The following is a 14,952-nucleotide window of genomic DNA, read 5'->3' as shown; positions in this document are numbered from 1 at the left end:
TGGCTCGGATGCCCGGCGGAACCCCGCCCCGGTGCGGCAACCGGGACTGGATTCGATCAGCCAGACACCCGGTCAGGGCGTCGCGTACGCGTGCAGCGGGCCGGGGGCCGGGCGGGACTCCAGGGTCGACGGGTCGACGCTCCACGCGCCGGCCAGCCGCATCACGTCGTGCTCGGAGACCAGGATGTCGGGATCGCCGGCGAGCCCGGGAGGCAGCCCGATCGCCTGTTCGACGTCGTCGGGGTCCCCGCGCCACTCGGTGACCTCACCGATCTCGCCGAGGAAGCCGAACGCGCGGACCGCGACGCCGTCGACGGCGCGAGCCCAGCGGTGCAGTTCGGAGACCCGGTAGGTGGCGAAGAGCTGCACCTCGGTGCCGAGGGTGGCGGAGAGCTCGACCACGTCCACCACGGTGTTCGGGCGGAGCAGCCACCGGCCGGTGGCGAGCAGCCAGTGAGCGTCACGGGCTCCGGGCAGCGGTGGGGTGAGCACCAGCCGGTCGTCGGTCAGGTAGGCCAGGTCGATCCCGTCGCGCCAGGAAACCGTGCCCAGGTCCCGTAGCGCCAGTGCCTCGGTGAGGGCCTCGGCGTCGGCGTCGCGGACGGCCAGCCACGACTGTTTGTGGCCGAATCCGACCATGGTCTCCCCCTGCATGCCCCGCACGTTACCGACCTTCGTCACGGCGAGCCGCGACTTACCGCCGGGAGCGCCGGATCCGGCCGGTCCGACCCCGCGCTCACGGGTGCGCCGGCGGCCACACCCCGGCCGGAACACGTCGGTCAGCCTCGATGAGTAAGGATGATTGGTTAGTTCCGTTCCTGATCATGCGATTCGTCCCCAGGAGGACTGGACATGGAAAAGCCGAACATCGGCCCGATCGAGGGGGCACCCCCCGCCGACCTGGTCATCGAGGACATCACCGAGGGCAGCGGTCCCGAGGTCGGCCGCGGCCAGTGGGCAAGCGTGCACTACGTGGGCGTCTCCCACTCCACGGGCAAGGAGTTCGACTCCTCCTGGGGCCGGGGTGAGCCGTTCGGGTTCCAGGTTGGCGGCGGACGGGTCATCGCCGGCTGGGACCAGGGTGTGGCCGGTATGAAGGTCGGCGGGCGGCGCAAGCTCGTCATCCCGCCGCACCTCGGCTACGGCAACCAGGGCGCCGGCGGCGCGATCAAGCCGGGCGAGACGCTGGTGTTCGTGGTCGACCTGGTCGACATCAAGTAACGAGCACGTTCGTACCGCCACCACGCACCACCGCCCCGTCGGAGAGCAGGCCGCCGGCGGGGCCATCGCGACAGCGGGCGGTGGGGCCCAACACCACGTGGGGCCCCACCGCTCGAGTCGACCACCGTGTCCGTGGACGGTGACGTCGGCCTTGTCCGCGGGTTAGGGTGCGACGTGTCGTCGTACCGGATCGGCGGGAGTCTGGCCGACACCTCGCGTGCGGTCTCCCTCGGCCTGGTGGCCGGGGTGTACCTGGTGGCCACCGCCGCCGGTGCCCTGACCTGGTGGCTCCTCGCCCCGCACCAGGAGCCGCTGACCGCCGCATTCTGCGCCGACCTGGTCGGCACGGCGGTGGTCTTCGCCGGCTCCGTTCTGGTACGCAACGCCAGCCTCTACGACCCGTACTGGAGCGTCGCGCCGCCGCTGCTGATCGCCGGTTGGCTGCTCGTCGCCGAACAGGGGATGACCGCGCGGCAGGGGTTGGTGCTGGCCCTGGTCACGGCGTGGGCGGTGCGGCTGACCGGCAACTGGGTGATCGGCTGGCCCGGCCTGCGGCACGAGGACTGGCGCTACGTGATGATGCGCGAGCGGACCACCGGCCGACTGCCCTGGTGGCTGGTCAACCTCACCGGGGTGCAGCTCGTACCGACGCTCGTGGTCTTCGCCGGCCTGCTCCCCGGCTGGCCGGCGATCTCCGGGAACCGCCCGTTCGGTTGGCTCGACGTGCTCGCCGCCGTACTCACCGCCGCCGCGATAGTGCTGGAGGCGCTCTCCGACCGACAACTGCGCCGCTTCGCCGCCGAACCGGGCAACCGGGGGCGGGTCGCCGACCGTGGCCTCTGGCGGTACGTCCGCCACCCGAACTACCTCGGCGAGATCGCCTTCTGGTGGGGACTCTGGCTGTTCGGGGTCGCCGCCGTCCCGTCGGCGTGGTGGACGGTGATCGGTGATCGGGCCGCTGGTCGTGCTGGCGCTCTTCATCGGGGTGAGTGTGCCGATGATGGACCGGCGGTCGCTGGACCGCCGGCCCGGTTATCGGGAACACATGCGGACGGTGCCCGCGCTGCTGCCGCGGCTCAGGCGCCGACCGGCACCCGCTCCTTGATGAAGTTCATCAACTCACGGTTGATGTCGTCGGCGTGGGTCCACGGGATGCCGTGCGGAGCGTCCTTGAGCACCACCAGCTTGCTGCCGTTGACGGCCTGGTTCAGCCGCTTGCCGGTGTTGGGGAAGGGCAGCACCCGGTCGGCGTCCCCCTGGATGATCAGCAGCGGTACGTCGATCTTCGGCAGGTCGTTGCGGAAGTCGGTCAACCAGGCCGGGATGCACGCCAGGGTGGCGTACGGGGAGGCACTGATCGCCATGTTCCAGTTCGCCCGAACCGCATCCTCGCTGACCAGCTTGCCGAGGTTGACGTCGAGGTTGAAGAAGTTCTGCAGGAACTGGGTGAACCAGACATACCGATCCTTGCGGGCCTGGTCCATGAAGCCGTCGAAGAGGCTCTGTTCGACGCCGTCGGGGTTGTCCGCGGTCTTGAGCAGGAACGGCGGGATGGGTGAGATGACCACCGCCCGGTTCACCCGCGCGGAACCGTACGCACCGAGGTAGCGGGTCACCTCGCCGGTTCCCATGGAGTGCCCGACCAGGGTGACGTTACGCAGATCGAGCGTGGTCATGATCTGGTCCAGGTCGGCGGCGAAGGTGTCGTAGTCGTAGCCGGCGGTGGGCTGGCTGGACTTGCCGAACCCCCGGCGGTCGTACGTGATCGCCCGGAAGCCCGAGTCGACCAGCATCTGGACCTGCTTCTCCCAGGTGGTGCCTCCGAACGGGTACCCGGGGATGAGCAGGACCGGCTGGCCCGAGCCGTGGTCCTCGTAGTAGAGATCGATGGATGCGGAATTCTCCGCCCCGACGCTGATGTAAGGCATCTCGACACTCCTCTTGCGCGGAATCGTCCGTGGCGGGGGTCGGTCGAGCGATGCCGCGTTGGAGGGGTGCGGCAGCCTGAAGCTAACACGGCCCGAACTGCCGGGCAGGCGGATCGGCAGGCCGGGTCGGAGCCTCGGCGGGCACTCCGCAACTTTTCGGATCCACGCCGGTACTTCAGGGTTCAGCCAGCCGCACCAACAGTCGCCCCATGCTCGGCGGGGTCCTCTCGGGGCGAAGATGGCCGGCCGATTTCTGGGCTGAGCCCCCTCTCGACGGGAAGCCGAGTTTCCGGAAACATATCGGAAGCAACGGCACCAGCCTGCGGCGCGTAACCGTCGCGTACGGGGCTTCGGGGTGCCGGTACAAGCGACAGGAGGCTGCCCATGAGCAGCGATCCCCGGACCAGCGACGGCCATCGCACCCTGACGGCGGCCCCCCTGGCACCCTGGCAGGATCCGTCCCGACCGAGCGACGCACGGGTCGCCGACCTGCTCGGCCGGCTGTCGCTGGAGGAGAAGGTCGCCCAGCTCTACGGGGTCTGGGTGGGCGCCGACGTGAGCGACGAGGACATGGCGCCGCACCAGCACGACATGGTGGACGAGATCCCGGACTGGCGGGAGCTGATCCAGGTCGGACTCGGACAGCTCACCCGACCGTTCGGGACAGCACCGATCGACCCGGCGCTCGGCGCCCGGGCACTGGCCCGGATGCAGGCCGAGATCGTCGCGGCGAACCGGTTCGGTATTCCGGCCATCGCCCACGAGGAGTGCCTCTCCGGCTTCATGACCTGGGGTGCCACCGTCTACCCGACGCCACTGGCCTGGGGCGCCACCTTCCACCCCGAGCTGGTGGAGCGGATGGCCACCCAGATCGGCACGGCGCTGCGCCTGGTCGGCGTGCACCAGGGGCTGGCCCCGGTGCTCGACGTGACCCGGGACCCCCGCTGGGGGCGGACCGAGGAGACGATCGGCGAGGATCCGTACCTGGTCGCCACCATCGGCACCGCGTACGTACGGGGGCTCCAGTCAGCCGGCGTCGTGGCGACGCTGAAACACTTCGCCGGCTACTCCGCCTCCCGCGCCGGCCGCAACTTCGCTCCGGTGGCGGTCGGCCCGCGCGAGTTCGCCGACGTCCTGCTACCGCCGTTCGAGATGGCCGTACGCGACGGCGGCGCCGGCTCCGTCATGCACTCGTACGCGGAGGTCGACGGGGTACCGGCGGCGGCTGACGAACGGCTCCTGACCGATCTGCTCCGGGACCGGTGGGGATTCACCGGCACCGTGGTGGCGGACTACTTCGGAGTGGCGTTCCTGCAACTGCTGCACCACGTGGCCGGGTCCGGCGTGGACGCGGCCCGGCTCGCGCTCAGCGCCGGTGTCGACGTGGAACTCCCCGCCGTGCGCTGTTTCGGGCCGGGACTGGTCAGCGCGGTCCGGGACGGGACCGTGCCGGAGGCGCTGATCGACCGGGCCGCGAGCCGCGTGCTGCGGCAGAAGGCGGCGCTCGGGCTCCTCGACCCGGACTGGCAGCCGCGACCGCCGGCCCTGACCGGAGCGGTCGACGACCCGGCCGCACTGGAGGGAACCGTCGACCTGGACCCGCCGGCAAATCGGGCACTGGCCCGGGAACTCGCCGAGGAGTCGGTGGTGCTGCTCGCCAACACCGGTGCCGCCCTGCCCCTGCCACCCCAGTCGAAAATCGCGCTGGTCGGACCACTCGCCGACGATGCCACCGGCATGCTCGGCTGCTACACGTTCCCGAGTCACGTCGGCGGTCAGCACCCCGGTGTACCGGCCGGCGTCGAGATCCCGACCCTGCTCGACGCGCTCCGCGCCGAACTGCCCCTGGCCGAGGTGACCCACACCCTCGGCTGCACCGTCGACGGCCCCGACCGGTCCGGCATCGCCTGCGCCGTGGCTGCCGCGACCGACGCCGACATCTGCGTGGCGGTGCTCGGCGACCGGGCCGCCCTCTTCGGCCACGGCACCTCCGGCGAGGGCTCCGACGCGGCCGACCTGTGCCTGCCCGGAGCGCAACGGGAGTTGCTGGACGCACTCCTGGACAGCGGCACCCCGGTCGTGCTGGTACTGCTCGCCGGCCGCCCGTACGCGCTCGGCGACTGGGCCGACCGGCTCGCCGCGACCGTACAGACGTTCTTTCCCGGCGAGGAGGGCGGGCCGGCGGTCGCGGGGGTCCTCTCCGGCCGGGTCTCCCCGTCCGGGAGGCTGCCGGTGAGTGTGCCCCGGCACGTCGGCGGCCAGCCGTCGAGTTACCTGGCACCGGCTCTCGGGCACCGCACCGAGGTCAGCAGCATCGACCCGACGGCGCGCTACCCGTTCGGGCACGGTCTCTCCTACACCCGCTTCGACTGGCGGGACGTACGCGTCGGCGGAGTCGAGGCGGTGCCGGGTCAGACGACCGAGATCGGCACCGATGGGACCGTCGACGTGTCGGTGACCGTACGCAACACCGGTGACCGGGCCGGGACCGAGGTGGTTCAGCTCTACCTGCACGACCCGGTGGCCCAGGTGACCCGGCCGGTGGTCCGGTTGACCGGTTACGCCAGGGTGCCACTCGACCCCGGCGAGTCCCGGCAGGTGACCTTCCGGGTGCACGCCGACCTGACCTCGTTCACCGGGCGCCACGGATTCCGGGTGGTGGAGCCGGGTGATGTGGAGCTGAGGCTCTCGGCCTCCAGCGTCGACCACCGCCATGTGGTTGCGGTGCGGCTGACCGGGGCGCTGCGCCAGGTCGACCACGAGCGGCGGATGGTCGCGGAGGTGACCGTCGGGTGACGGTCACCCGCTGGTCAGGGAACAGCCGGGGCAACCGGGGCGTGCTCAGGGAATGATCCGTTGCAGGTCCTTGGGCATGGTGGACCGTACGTCGTCCCACTCCCCCTGGCTGATGTGTCGGCGCAGGGCGTCCAGCACGGTCTGCACCACGCCCTCCGGGCCACCCTCGACCTCGTACGGGAAGCCCTGACCGACCTCGTAGAGGAAGTCGTCCCGGTTGAGCTTGATCGGTACGTCGCTCGGTTCCCAGCCCTCGAAGTAGACACCGCGCACCAGCATCGGCAGCTGGGCGGCGAACTGCACGCTCTCCTGCACCGGAAGCCGGTCCCGGAGCAACTGCAACACGGTACGCAGCGCGGCGTACGACTGGTTGCGGCGCTGTTTGGGCCACCCGTACGCCTGCTCGATCTCCTGGAGGATGAGATTGGTCTTCTCGATTGACGCCTCGAACGTCGCGTACGGATTGTTCGCCATCACTGTCTCCTCCGTCCGGTGATCCGGCCGACCTCCCCCGGGCCGGTCCTGCGCCCACACTGCCGGTGCTCCGGGTGAACCCGGTTCACCCGGAACAGGTGAACGCCCCGGGGAGGTGGCCGGCGCCGGCCTGAGCCGGGTCGACTCAGGCGGCGCGCCGTTCCCGGGACTGCTTGCAGGAGACGCAGGTGGTGGCGGAGGGGAAGATCTCCAGCCGTTCGACCGGGATCGGCGCCGAGCAGCCCTCGCACCAGCCGTAGGTGCCCTCGGCGAGTCGGGACAGGGCGTGTTCGTACTGCGCCCGACGGTCCAGAATGGTCCGTAGCAACGACTGTGCGGTGTCCCGCTCCGCGGTCTTGGTTCCGCTGTCGGCCTGGTCGTCGCCGGCGGTGTCACCAACCTCCACCAGCCGCAGCACCTGGCTCTGCAGCACGGCGTCGTCGTACTCTCCGGTCAGCTCGTCGAAGCGAGCCTCCAGGGAGAGCCGGATCAGGTCGATGTCCGCCTGGGAACGGGCCGTGCCGACCGCATCGTTGACAAGCATGCGCTGCCCCTGCCTTTCCGTGACGGCGGTGGACTCGCTGCCAGGACCCGGTTGGTCCGGCGCGGTCCACCGTGACCGGGCGCATACCCGTGACCAAGGGGAGCCAAACCAGCTATTTATCGGGCTTCCGAGGCAGGAATGTCCAGCCGGAAGCGGGAGATTCAGCCCCGTTCGTCCGCTTCCACCAGCGCGGGATGGCGCGGGTCGTCCATCCGGACGACCACGTCGGCGAAGGTGGCCGGAGCGACCTCCTCGGCGTACCGGGCGAAGGCCGGCAGGGTCCAGGCGTCCGCCGGGTCGGTGCGCCGGGAGAGCGCCCCCGAGGACAGGACAAGGTGGACGGTCAGATCGAACGGGAGCCCGCCCCCGAGCAGGAAGGAACCACTGACCAGGAGCACCGCGCCGGACGGCAGGTCGACGTACTCGGCCCGGCTGGCCCGGTCGGTGCGCGTGTTCCACAACGACGGCAGGACCCGACCGGCGTCGACCGCCGGGTCGAGCACCTCGCGGCGCAGACCCGCCTCGTCGAGCCAGTCGGTGTAGAACGCGTCCGGATTCTCCCGACCGAACTCGTAGCGCAGCGAGGCCGGTCGGAGGAAGTCGGTGGCCCGGATCGGCAGTGCTGGACGTCCGCGTACGCGCAGCGGGTCGACCAGGGCGTCGGCGAGCCGGTCCGGTGCCGCCACGGCGGCACCGTCGAGGGCCACCCGCAGCGGCTGCCCGACACGCTCGGCCGCCAGCCGGTCGGCCAACTCCTGGACCAGCGACTCGGGACTGATCGGGCGGATCTTCACCCGGTCCATACTGCCCGAACGGGTCAGCCGGTCTGGTCGATGGTGACGACTGCCTCGTCGGCGAGTCGGTAGCCGACGCCGTACACGGTGGTGACGAGCGGGACGTCCGCGCCGACCTTGCCGCGCAGCCGACGGACGTGCACGTCGACGGTACGGACGCCGGTGTGCTCGTAGCCCCAGACCGCGGCGAGCAGTTGCAGCCGGGTGAAGACCCGTCGTGGGTGTTCGACCAGGTGCAGGAGGAGGTCGAACTCCAGCCGGGTCAACGGCAGCGGTTGGTCGTCGAGGAGCACGGAACGGGAGGCGGCGAGGATCCGCAGTCCGGGCGTGGCCGACCCGTCAGCGGCCGGGTCGGTGCCGGCCCACTCGACACCGGTCGGTTCGGTGAGCGTCCGCCCAGCGGGGAGGTGGCCGAGCGCCGCATGGTCGGGCCAGGCCGGCGGGCGGAGCATGGTGGATTCGACCGGGCGACGGTCGACCGGCGCCGGCCCGTGGACGACCGTCGCCTGCCCCTGTTCCAGCAGCTCACGAGCGACGTCGAGGAGGCGCTGCGCCGACGGGGTCAGGGCCTCGTCACCATCGAGCGGAATGGAGAGTGTCACGGTCAGCGCGGGGGCGCCGCCAACGGGCGGGCGACGCTGGGCGCCGGGCGGCCGCCCAGGTCCCGCTGGCTGGGACGTGTGCCACGCGGCACGCGACGAGGCGGGACTGACCGACATGGTCCTCCTTGGCTGGTGGGGAGATCCCCTCGGCCCGAAGTGCGGGCACGCTCGATGTTTCCGGCCGCCAAGGCAAGGGTCAAGGGGCCACTACGTTGCATGAATGTGACAATTGACGCACAGATCGGAATTGGACGCTCGCTCTACGTACCAGATCTTGGGAAATCGTGAGAAGCAGTCCACGATGATCGAGTGCGAGGAGTGCTGACCGGCTTCACGGTCATCTGGACGGTCACGCTCGCGGGTTACCTGATCGGGCGTACCCGCCTGCTCGGGCCGGACGGCACGACGGTGCTGGCTCGACTCGCCTTCTTCGTCGCCGCGCCGGCACTGCTCTTCACCACCCTGGCACGGTCGTCGGTGTCCGAGGTGTTCACCCCCGCGCTGGCCGCGTTCGTGCTCAGTACGGTGCTGGTCGCGGCCGTCTACCTCACGCTCGCCCACTGGGTGTGGCGGCGACCGGCCGGCGAGGCGACCGTCGGCGCGCTCAGCGCCTCGTACGTCAACGCCGCCAACCTCGGCCTGCCGGTGGCGGCGTACGTCCTCGGAGACCCGTCCTTTGTGGCGCCGGTGCTGCTGTTCCAGGTGCTGCTCGCCTCACCGGTCGCGCTCGCCGTACTGGACGTGACCACCACTGGTCACCGCCCCTCGCCGCGACGGCTCGCCCTGCTACCGGCCCGCAACCCGATCATGCTCGGTTGCGCCGCCGGGCTGGCCGTCTCGATCGTGGGCCGACCGCTGCCGGAGGCGGTGATGCGCCCGTTCGAGCTGGTCGGCTCCGCCGCCGTACCGCTGGCACTGATCGCCCTCGGCATGTCGCTGTACGGCAGCCGGCCGCTCGCCGCCGGACCGGAGGCGGTCGAGCGCTACGTCGCGGTCGGGCTCAAGGTGCTGGTACAGCCGGCGCTGGCCTATCTGATCGGGCACCTGGCCCTCGGCCTCGACGGGCCGGCGCTGCTGGCCGCGGTGGTCACCTCGGCCCTGCCCACAGCGCAGAACGTCTTTGTCTTCGCCACCCGGTACCAGCGGGGCGAGGCGCTGGCCCGGGACACCGTCGTGCTCTCCACCCTGGCCGCCGCGGTCACGCTCGCCGCGATCGCGGCGTGGTTGGGCTGAGCGCCGCCGGCCGTACGTCCACACTCCGGGGCGGCCCTGGTCGCAACGGTCACGCGTCGCGGTCGACGCTGATCCGGGCCTCGTCGGCCAGCCGGTAACCCACCCCGTACACGGTGGTCACCACCGGCATCGTCTCCCCCAGCTTGGCGCGGAGCCGGCGTACGTGTACGTCGACGGTCCGGGCCACGGCGTGCTCATAACCCCAGACGCTGCTCAGGAGCTGGAGCCGGGTGAAGACCCGGCGCGGGTGCTCGGCCAGGAAGACGAGCAGGTCGTACTCCAGCCGGGTCAGCGGTATCGGTCGCCCGTCACGCAGCACCCGCCGGGAGCCGGCCAGCACGTGCAACGTCCCGTTCCTACCGGCACCGGGGGCGACCGCCGCGCTGGGCGGCCCGGCCGCCGGTTCCACCCCGATCGTCGGCGGCGGTCCGGACAGCCGTGCGGCGACCGCCTCCCGGTCACCATGCTCGACCAGTTCCCGGACCAGCTCCAGCAGGCGGGTCGCCTGCGGAGTGAGGGTGTCCCCGGCGTCCAGGGTGATGTCGACGGTGACGGTGAGGGTGGCCGAGGTGTCGCCGGTTGCCGATCGGCGGCGGGCGTGGCCCGACCGGAGCGGCGACGGGTACACGCGCGGGCTGATCGCGATGACCGACATGTGGAGAGCCTCCTAGCGATGGTGTTCCGTGCCATCCCGGGCGTGGTGACGCCCGGGTCAGGTGGACGTCCGTCCGGCGGTCGCCGGCACGTTGGTCAGATGGGCGTAGACATCGGTCGGCCCGAAGGCCGGTAGGCCGGCGAGTCGCCAGGCGGCGAAGCCGCCCACGATGTCGGTGGCGAGGTAGAGACCGAGATCCTGGAGTGCGGCCGCGGCGAGCGAGGAGGTGTAACCCTCCTGACAGAAGATCACCACGGGCAGGTCGTAGCGCTCGGCGACCGGCAGCCGGGCCGCGCTACGCGGGTCGAGTCGCCACTCCAGGACGTTGCGCTCGATCACCAGCGCGCCGGGGATCGAGCCGGTCGCGGCCCGCTGGGCGGCCGGCCGGATGTCGACCAGCAGCGCCCCTTCCCGGTACGCCAGATGCCCCGCCTCCGGGTCGAGCCGGCGCAGCCGCAGCCGGGCGGAGTCGAGGATCTCGTCGATCCCTCGGGACCCGGCCGGCGCCACGGTGTCCGGACAGCTCGTCGAGCTGTGCAACGGGTTGATCAGCTTCACCAGGCCACCCCCGCCTCGGCCACTTCGGCCACCCGCAGGTTGCCACCGTCGAGTTCGTAGCGGGTCATCCGGCGCAACGCGGGCAGGTAGACGTGGATGCTGACCGCGGGGACGTGGCCGGTGTTGCTGACCCGGTGGATGTGGCGTGAGCCGAACTGGCGGCCGGAGCCCGTACGCAGCACCGTGGGGCGGAGCTCACCGCCGACCACGATCTCCTCGGTGAGGGCACCCGACGCGACGGTGAAGGCACCGGAGGAGCCGCCGTGGTCGTGCAGGTCCGTCGACTGGCCAGGGAGCCAGGTCAGCAGCCAGACCTCGTGCTCTTCGTTGCCGGCCAGGCGGGCGTACCAGCGTTCGACCGGGTCGAACCGGGGCGCCACCGGCCAGGCGGCCGGGTCGACCGCGTACCGGCGGGCGATGGTGAGCGGGTCAGCGGAGTTGATGGTCATCGTCATTCCTCGTCGAAGTGACTGGTCCGTTGACCCAGAGCCTAGACAATAAAACCTATAGGTTTGATAGGTAATTGGCCCGCGTCCCAGGAGTTGGGACGAAAGTGCAGTCCTCCACTCCCGGGAGTCGGCCGGAATCAACCTGCCGTCCCCACCCGACCCGCGCTCGCCCCGGACCGCGCCGAGCGCCCCCTACTCGTGCTCGCCGAAGACCGCCACCGCTACCTGATAGGTGTCGAAGGCACGGGCAGCTCCGGCGTACGCCTCGAGATGGATGAACAAGTCGACGATCTGGTCCTTCGTGACCCCGACGTTCAGCGCGATCCTGAGCTGGCCACGCAGGGGTTCGTGGGTCCCCAGGGCGGCGGCGATGGCGACGGAGACCAACGCCCGACTGCGGTCGTCGAGCGCCGTCCGGGTCCAGGAATCGCCGAAGGTGTGGACCATCGCCAGGTCGCGGAAGTCCTGACCGGAGGGGGGTTCACCAGGGCCCAGCGGCAACACGAGCGGTTGGCCGAGAAGTCGCCCGGCACTGTCGGCCGCCCGCTGTCGTGACTGTTCGTCCTGCATCCCGGCCCCCTCCGTCGCTTCGATCGTCGCCCCGATCCCCGCCGGCCGTGGGCGTTTACCCGGACATCGACACGATGGTGGAACCACGGTTGTCCCCTCAAAATTCACCTGCTTCAATACCTTGGGGAGCACCGGGCCGTCACACCTCTCACCGCGCACCGTGACAGGAGACGACCATGCTCCGCAAACCCCTCGGTCAGGCCGCGCTCGCGGCCCTGGCTGTACTGCTCGGGCTCGTGATCACGACGCCCTCCCTGCGCGCCGCGTCCACGCCGGCCACCACGCTCGCCCCGGTCCGGGTCATGCCGCTCGGCGACTCGATCACCGGTTCACCGGGTTGCTGGCGGTCCATGCTCTGGAACCGACTGCAGAGCACCGGGTACACCAACATCGACTTCGTCGGCACGCTCGGCCCCCAGGGCTGCGGGCAGGCGTACGACGGGGACAATGAGGGCCACGGTGGCGCCCTGGTGACGAACGTGGCGAACCAGAACCAGCTGCCCGGCTGGCTCGCCGCCACCCGGCCGGACATCGTGCTGATGCACTTCGGCACCAACGATGTCTGGAGCAACGTGGCACCGGCCACCATCCTCGCCGCGTACGGGAAACTGGTCGACCAGATGCGGGTCAACAACCCGGCGATGAAGGTGCTGGTCGCGCAGATCATCCCGATGGCACCGAGCAGCTGCGCCGAATGCGGCCAACGGGTGGTCGCCCTGAACAACGCCATCGCTGGCTGGGTCGGCTCGAAGAACACCGCCCAGTCACCGGTCGTGCGGGTCGACCAGTGGACCGGATTCAGCACCGGCAGCGACACCTACGACGGGGTGCACCCGAACGCCTCGGGCGACCAGAAGATGGCCGATCGCTGGTACCCGGCGCTGACCGCCGCGCTCGGCGGGATCACGCCGACGACGAGCCCCACCGTCGATCCGACACCCACCCGGCCCCCGACGGTGAGCCCGACACCGACCCGTACGCCCACCACCGCACCGCCGACGACCGCCCCACCGATCGGTGGCTGCACCGCGACGTACCGGGTGATCGGGCAGTGGCAGGGCGGTTTCCAAGCCGAGGTCACGGTGCGCAACGGGAGCACCGGAACGTTCGCCGGCTGGGCCGCCTACTGGTCCTTCGGCGCCGGCCAGCGGGTCAGCCAGTCGTGGAACGCCACGGTCAGCCAGAGCGACACGAACGTCTCCGCGCGCAACGTCGCCTGGAACGGCAACCTGGCCCCGGGCGCGACCGCCACGTTCGGCTTCATCGCCAACGGGGACGGCGCGAACCCGGTGCCGACGGTCACCTGCACCGCCTGAACCGAAGGCGGGAGGCCGAGGGCGGCCAGCCTCCGCGAAGCCCGAACGACGGGCGGCCCGGACCACCAGGTCCGGGCCGCCCGCCCTCATACGTCAACCCGTGCAGGCCGAGCCGTTCAAGGCGTCGGGCCCGATCTCCGAGACGGAGACCGGGCCCGACGGTGCGACCAGACTTGAGTGCCAGGAGGGGCGCCCCCGACCACCGGAGATGGTGACGAGAGGCCCCTCCTCACCTCACCAGGACCAGTACTCCGGCTGGGTCTGCGGGTTGAACTCCTTGTAGGAGTGCAGCTTCGCAGTCCAGGTACGCCAGTCGTTCAGGTCCAGGACGTCCAGACCCTTCTGGATGTCGTTGGAGTAGATGTAGCCGTTGTAGTAGTACGCGGACCACGATCCACCCGTGACGGAACGGCTGTCCGAGACCGGGCCCCGCTCCCAGTAGGCGATCTCCTTGGGCTGGGCCGAGTTGGTGAAGTCCCAGACCGAGATGCCGCCCTGGTACCAGGCCTGCACCATGATGTCGCGGCCCAGGACCGGGATCAGCGAGCCGTTGTGCGACACGCAGTTCTCGAAGTCCGTGTTGGTCCGCGGAATCTTGAAGTAGCTACGGAAGACCAGCGTGCGGGCGTCGCCGCGACCGGTGATGTCGTAGACACCGTCGGCGCCACGGGTGGCGCCGATCGTCGGGTTGCAGGTCGGCGCGCCGCCGCCACCGAGCTCGTCGGTGAAGACGACCTTGGTGCCCTCGTTGTTGAAGGTGGCGGAGTGCCAGAACGAGAAGTTGGTGGTGTCACGCACGGAGCTGATCACCCGCGGCGCTTCCCGGTTCTTGATGTCGAACAGCACACCGTCGCCCATGCAGGCACCCGCGGCGAGGTCCTTCTCCGCGAAGACGGTGATGTCGTGGCAGCCGGTCGTGGACGAGCTGCCGTTGCCGCCCGGGTTACCGCCCTCCGGGAAGAGCACCGGCGTCGCCACCACGGCGGCGTCGGTCGGCTTCTTCACCGGGACCTTGACGATGGAGATGAGGTCGTGCGGCGGCTGGCAGTCCGGGAAGGAGGCGTTCGGGCTGTACGAGGAGACGTACAGGTAGACCGTCTTCTTGTCCTTGCTCGGGACCAGGGTGTGGGTGTGCGACCCGCACTTGGTCTCGACGGACTTGATGTAGCGGGGGTTCTTCTTGTCCTTGATGTCGAAGATCTTGATGCCCTCCCAGGAGGCGGGGTTGGCCGCCGTCTGGGACGTGCTGGCGCACGAGTCGTCGCTGCGGGACGAGTCGGTGGACAGGAACAACAGGTCACCGTGGACGGTGATGTCGTTCTGGGCGCCGGTGCAGAGGACCTGGGAGACGACCTTCGGCGCACGCGGGTTCTTGATGTCGAAGACGACAAACCCGTCGTAGTTACCGGCGAAGGCGTAGTTTCCCGAGAAGGCGAGGTCGCTGTTGAGGGCGGCCTCGGTGTTGAACGGTCCCACCTTCGGTACATTGGCGATCTGACGCAGGTTCGGACTGCTCGAGATCTCGTCGACACCGGGGATGGTGTCCACGGTGGTCGCTGCGGCGGCCGGTTCGGCCGCACTGCTGGGCGGAGCGGTGGCAACGCCGAGCACGAGCAGGGCGCTCGCGGCAAGTCCGACAATCCGGAGTTGCCGCGGCCCTGACGGTGAAAGGTTGAACATCTGGCGGCACCCTTCGAAAGGGGTTATCGATCCTGCAGACCTTACCTAACCCATCAATACATCGATGTGATAGATATCACATCAGGGAACTTGTGCGCCACCTGGCTATGATCCAACACGATCTTCGACGAG

Annotated in this window: 15 protein-coding genes and 1 pseudogene; 5 read left to right on the top strand and 11 right to left on the bottom strand. The window is 70.2% G+C overall.

The window, feature by feature from the left end:
• Positions 1-72: 72 nt before the first annotated feature.
• On the bottom strand, positions 73-654 hold the full coding sequence (locus tag BDK92_RS34495) for a hypothetical protein (RefSeq protein ID WP_246017414.1): 582 nt from the start codon (positions 652-654) through the stop codon (positions 73-75).
• A gap of 198 nt (positions 655-852) precedes the next feature.
• On the opposite strand from BDK92_RS34495, the gene BDK92_RS34490 reads away from it, so the two are divergent.
• Both BDK92_RS34490 and BDK92_RS40640 read left to right on the top strand, forming a co-directional pair.
• Positions 853-1,221 (top strand): FKBP-type peptidyl-prolyl cis-trans isomerase, encoded by a 369-nt coding sequence (locus BDK92_RS34490; RefSeq protein ID WP_121160499.1) that lies wholly within the window; start codon positions 853-855, stop codon positions 1,219-1,221.
• 126 nt (positions 1,222-1,347) lie between these two features.
• Positions 1,348-2,109 (top strand): annotated as a pseudogene (locus BDK92_RS40640) (DUF1295 domain-containing protein); the annotation flags it as partial.
• A gap of 188 nt (positions 2,110-2,297) precedes the next feature.
• Here the strand turns inward: BDK92_RS40640 and BDK92_RS34480 are convergent.
• A complete protein-coding gene (locus BDK92_RS34480) occupies positions 2,298-3,149 on the bottom strand; it encodes an alpha/beta fold hydrolase (protein ID WP_121160498.1) in 852 nt (283 codons plus the stop codon).
• 384 nt (positions 3,150-3,533) lie between these two features.
• Here BDK92_RS34480 and BDK92_RS34475 point away from each other — a divergent pair, with 384 nt between their 5' ends.
• Complete coding sequence (locus tag BDK92_RS34475; protein ID WP_121160497.1) at positions 3,534-5,945, top strand: beta-xylosidase/alpha-l-arabinosidase; 2,412 nt, start codon at positions 3,534-3,536, stop codon at positions 5,943-5,945.
• Positions 5,946-5,990: 45 nt separating this feature from the next.
• On the opposite strand, the gene BDK92_RS34470 is transcribed toward BDK92_RS34475, so the two are convergent.
• The 4 genes from BDK92_RS34470 to BDK92_RS34455 form a co-directional block, all read right to left on the bottom strand.
• Positions 5,991-6,419, bottom strand: a complete 429-nt coding sequence (locus tag BDK92_RS34470; RefSeq protein ID WP_121160496.1) for a DUF2267 domain-containing protein — start codon at positions 6,417-6,419, stop codon at positions 5,991-5,993.
• A gap of 145 nt (positions 6,420-6,564) precedes the next feature.
• Positions 6,565-6,963: a TraR/DksA family transcriptional regulator gene (locus BDK92_RS34465; RefSeq protein WP_121160495.1), complete on the bottom strand. Its 399-nt coding sequence runs from the start codon at positions 6,961-6,963 to the stop codon at positions 6,565-6,567.
• 161 nt (positions 6,964-7,124) lie between these two features.
• Positions 7,125-7,757: a nucleoside/nucleotide kinase family protein gene (locus BDK92_RS34460; RefSeq protein ID WP_121162848.1), complete on the bottom strand. Its 633-nt coding sequence runs from the start codon at positions 7,755-7,757 to the stop codon at positions 7,125-7,127.
• 23 nt (positions 7,758-7,780) lie between these two features.
• Entirely contained in the window at positions 7,781-8,476 is a 696-nt protein-coding gene (locus tag BDK92_RS34455; RefSeq protein ID WP_121160494.1) for a winged helix-turn-helix domain-containing protein, read from the bottom strand.
• Positions 8,477-8,668: 192 nt separating this feature from the next.
• On the opposite strand from BDK92_RS34455, the gene BDK92_RS34450 reads away from it, so the two are divergent.
• Entirely contained in the window at positions 8,669-9,592 is a 924-nt protein-coding gene (locus BDK92_RS34450) for an AEC family transporter (RefSeq protein ID WP_121160493.1), read from the top strand.
• Positions 9,593-9,641: 49 nt separating this feature from the next.
• Here BDK92_RS34450 and BDK92_RS40920 read toward each other — a convergent pair whose 3' ends face one another.
• The 4 genes from BDK92_RS40920 to BDK92_RS34430 form a co-directional block, all read right to left on the bottom strand.
• Complete coding sequence (locus BDK92_RS40920; RefSeq protein WP_121160492.1) at positions 9,642-10,247, bottom strand: winged helix-turn-helix domain-containing protein; 606 nt, start codon at positions 10,245-10,247, stop codon at positions 9,642-9,644.
• A gap of 57 nt (positions 10,248-10,304) precedes the next feature.
• Complete coding sequence (locus BDK92_RS34440) at positions 10,305-10,805, bottom strand: rhodanese-like domain-containing protein (RefSeq protein WP_425462284.1); 501 nt, start codon at positions 10,803-10,805, stop codon at positions 10,305-10,307.
• The gene (locus tag BDK92_RS34435) at positions 10,802-11,254 is read right to left on the bottom strand and encodes a cysteine dioxygenase (protein ID WP_342775873.1); all 453 of its coding nucleotides are present in this window, start codon (positions 11,252-11,254) and stop codon (positions 10,802-10,804) included. The genes BDK92_RS34440 and BDK92_RS34435 overlap by 4 nt, the downstream gene beginning before the upstream one ends.
• A 192-nt stretch (positions 11,255-11,446) precedes the next feature.
• The gene (locus BDK92_RS34430) at positions 11,447-11,824 is read right to left on the bottom strand and encodes a carboxymuconolactone decarboxylase family protein (protein ID WP_121160490.1); all 378 of its coding nucleotides are present in this window, start codon (positions 11,822-11,824) and stop codon (positions 11,447-11,449) included.
• 176 nt (positions 11,825-12,000) lie between these two features.
• Here BDK92_RS34430 and BDK92_RS34425 point away from each other — a divergent pair, with 176 nt between their 5' ends.
• Positions 12,001-13,140: a cellulose binding domain-containing protein gene (locus BDK92_RS34425; RefSeq protein ID WP_121160489.1), complete on the top strand. Its 1,140-nt coding sequence runs from the start codon at positions 12,001-12,003 to the stop codon at positions 13,138-13,140.
• A 234-nt stretch (positions 13,141-13,374) separates the two neighbouring features.
• On the opposite strand, the gene BDK92_RS34420 is transcribed toward BDK92_RS34425, so the two are convergent.
• Positions 13,375-14,820, bottom strand: a complete 1,446-nt coding sequence (locus BDK92_RS34420) for an LVIVD repeat-containing protein (protein WP_121160488.1) — start codon at positions 14,818-14,820, stop codon at positions 13,375-13,377.
• Positions 14,821-14,952 lie beyond the last annotated feature (132 nt).

The organism is Micromonospora pisi (assembly GCF_003633685.1).
GTDB classification, from domain to species: domain Bacteria; phylum Actinomycetota; class Actinomycetes; order Mycobacteriales; family Micromonosporaceae; genus Micromonospora_G; species Micromonospora_G pisi.
This window is presented reverse-complemented; position numbering and strand designations above follow the sequence as displayed.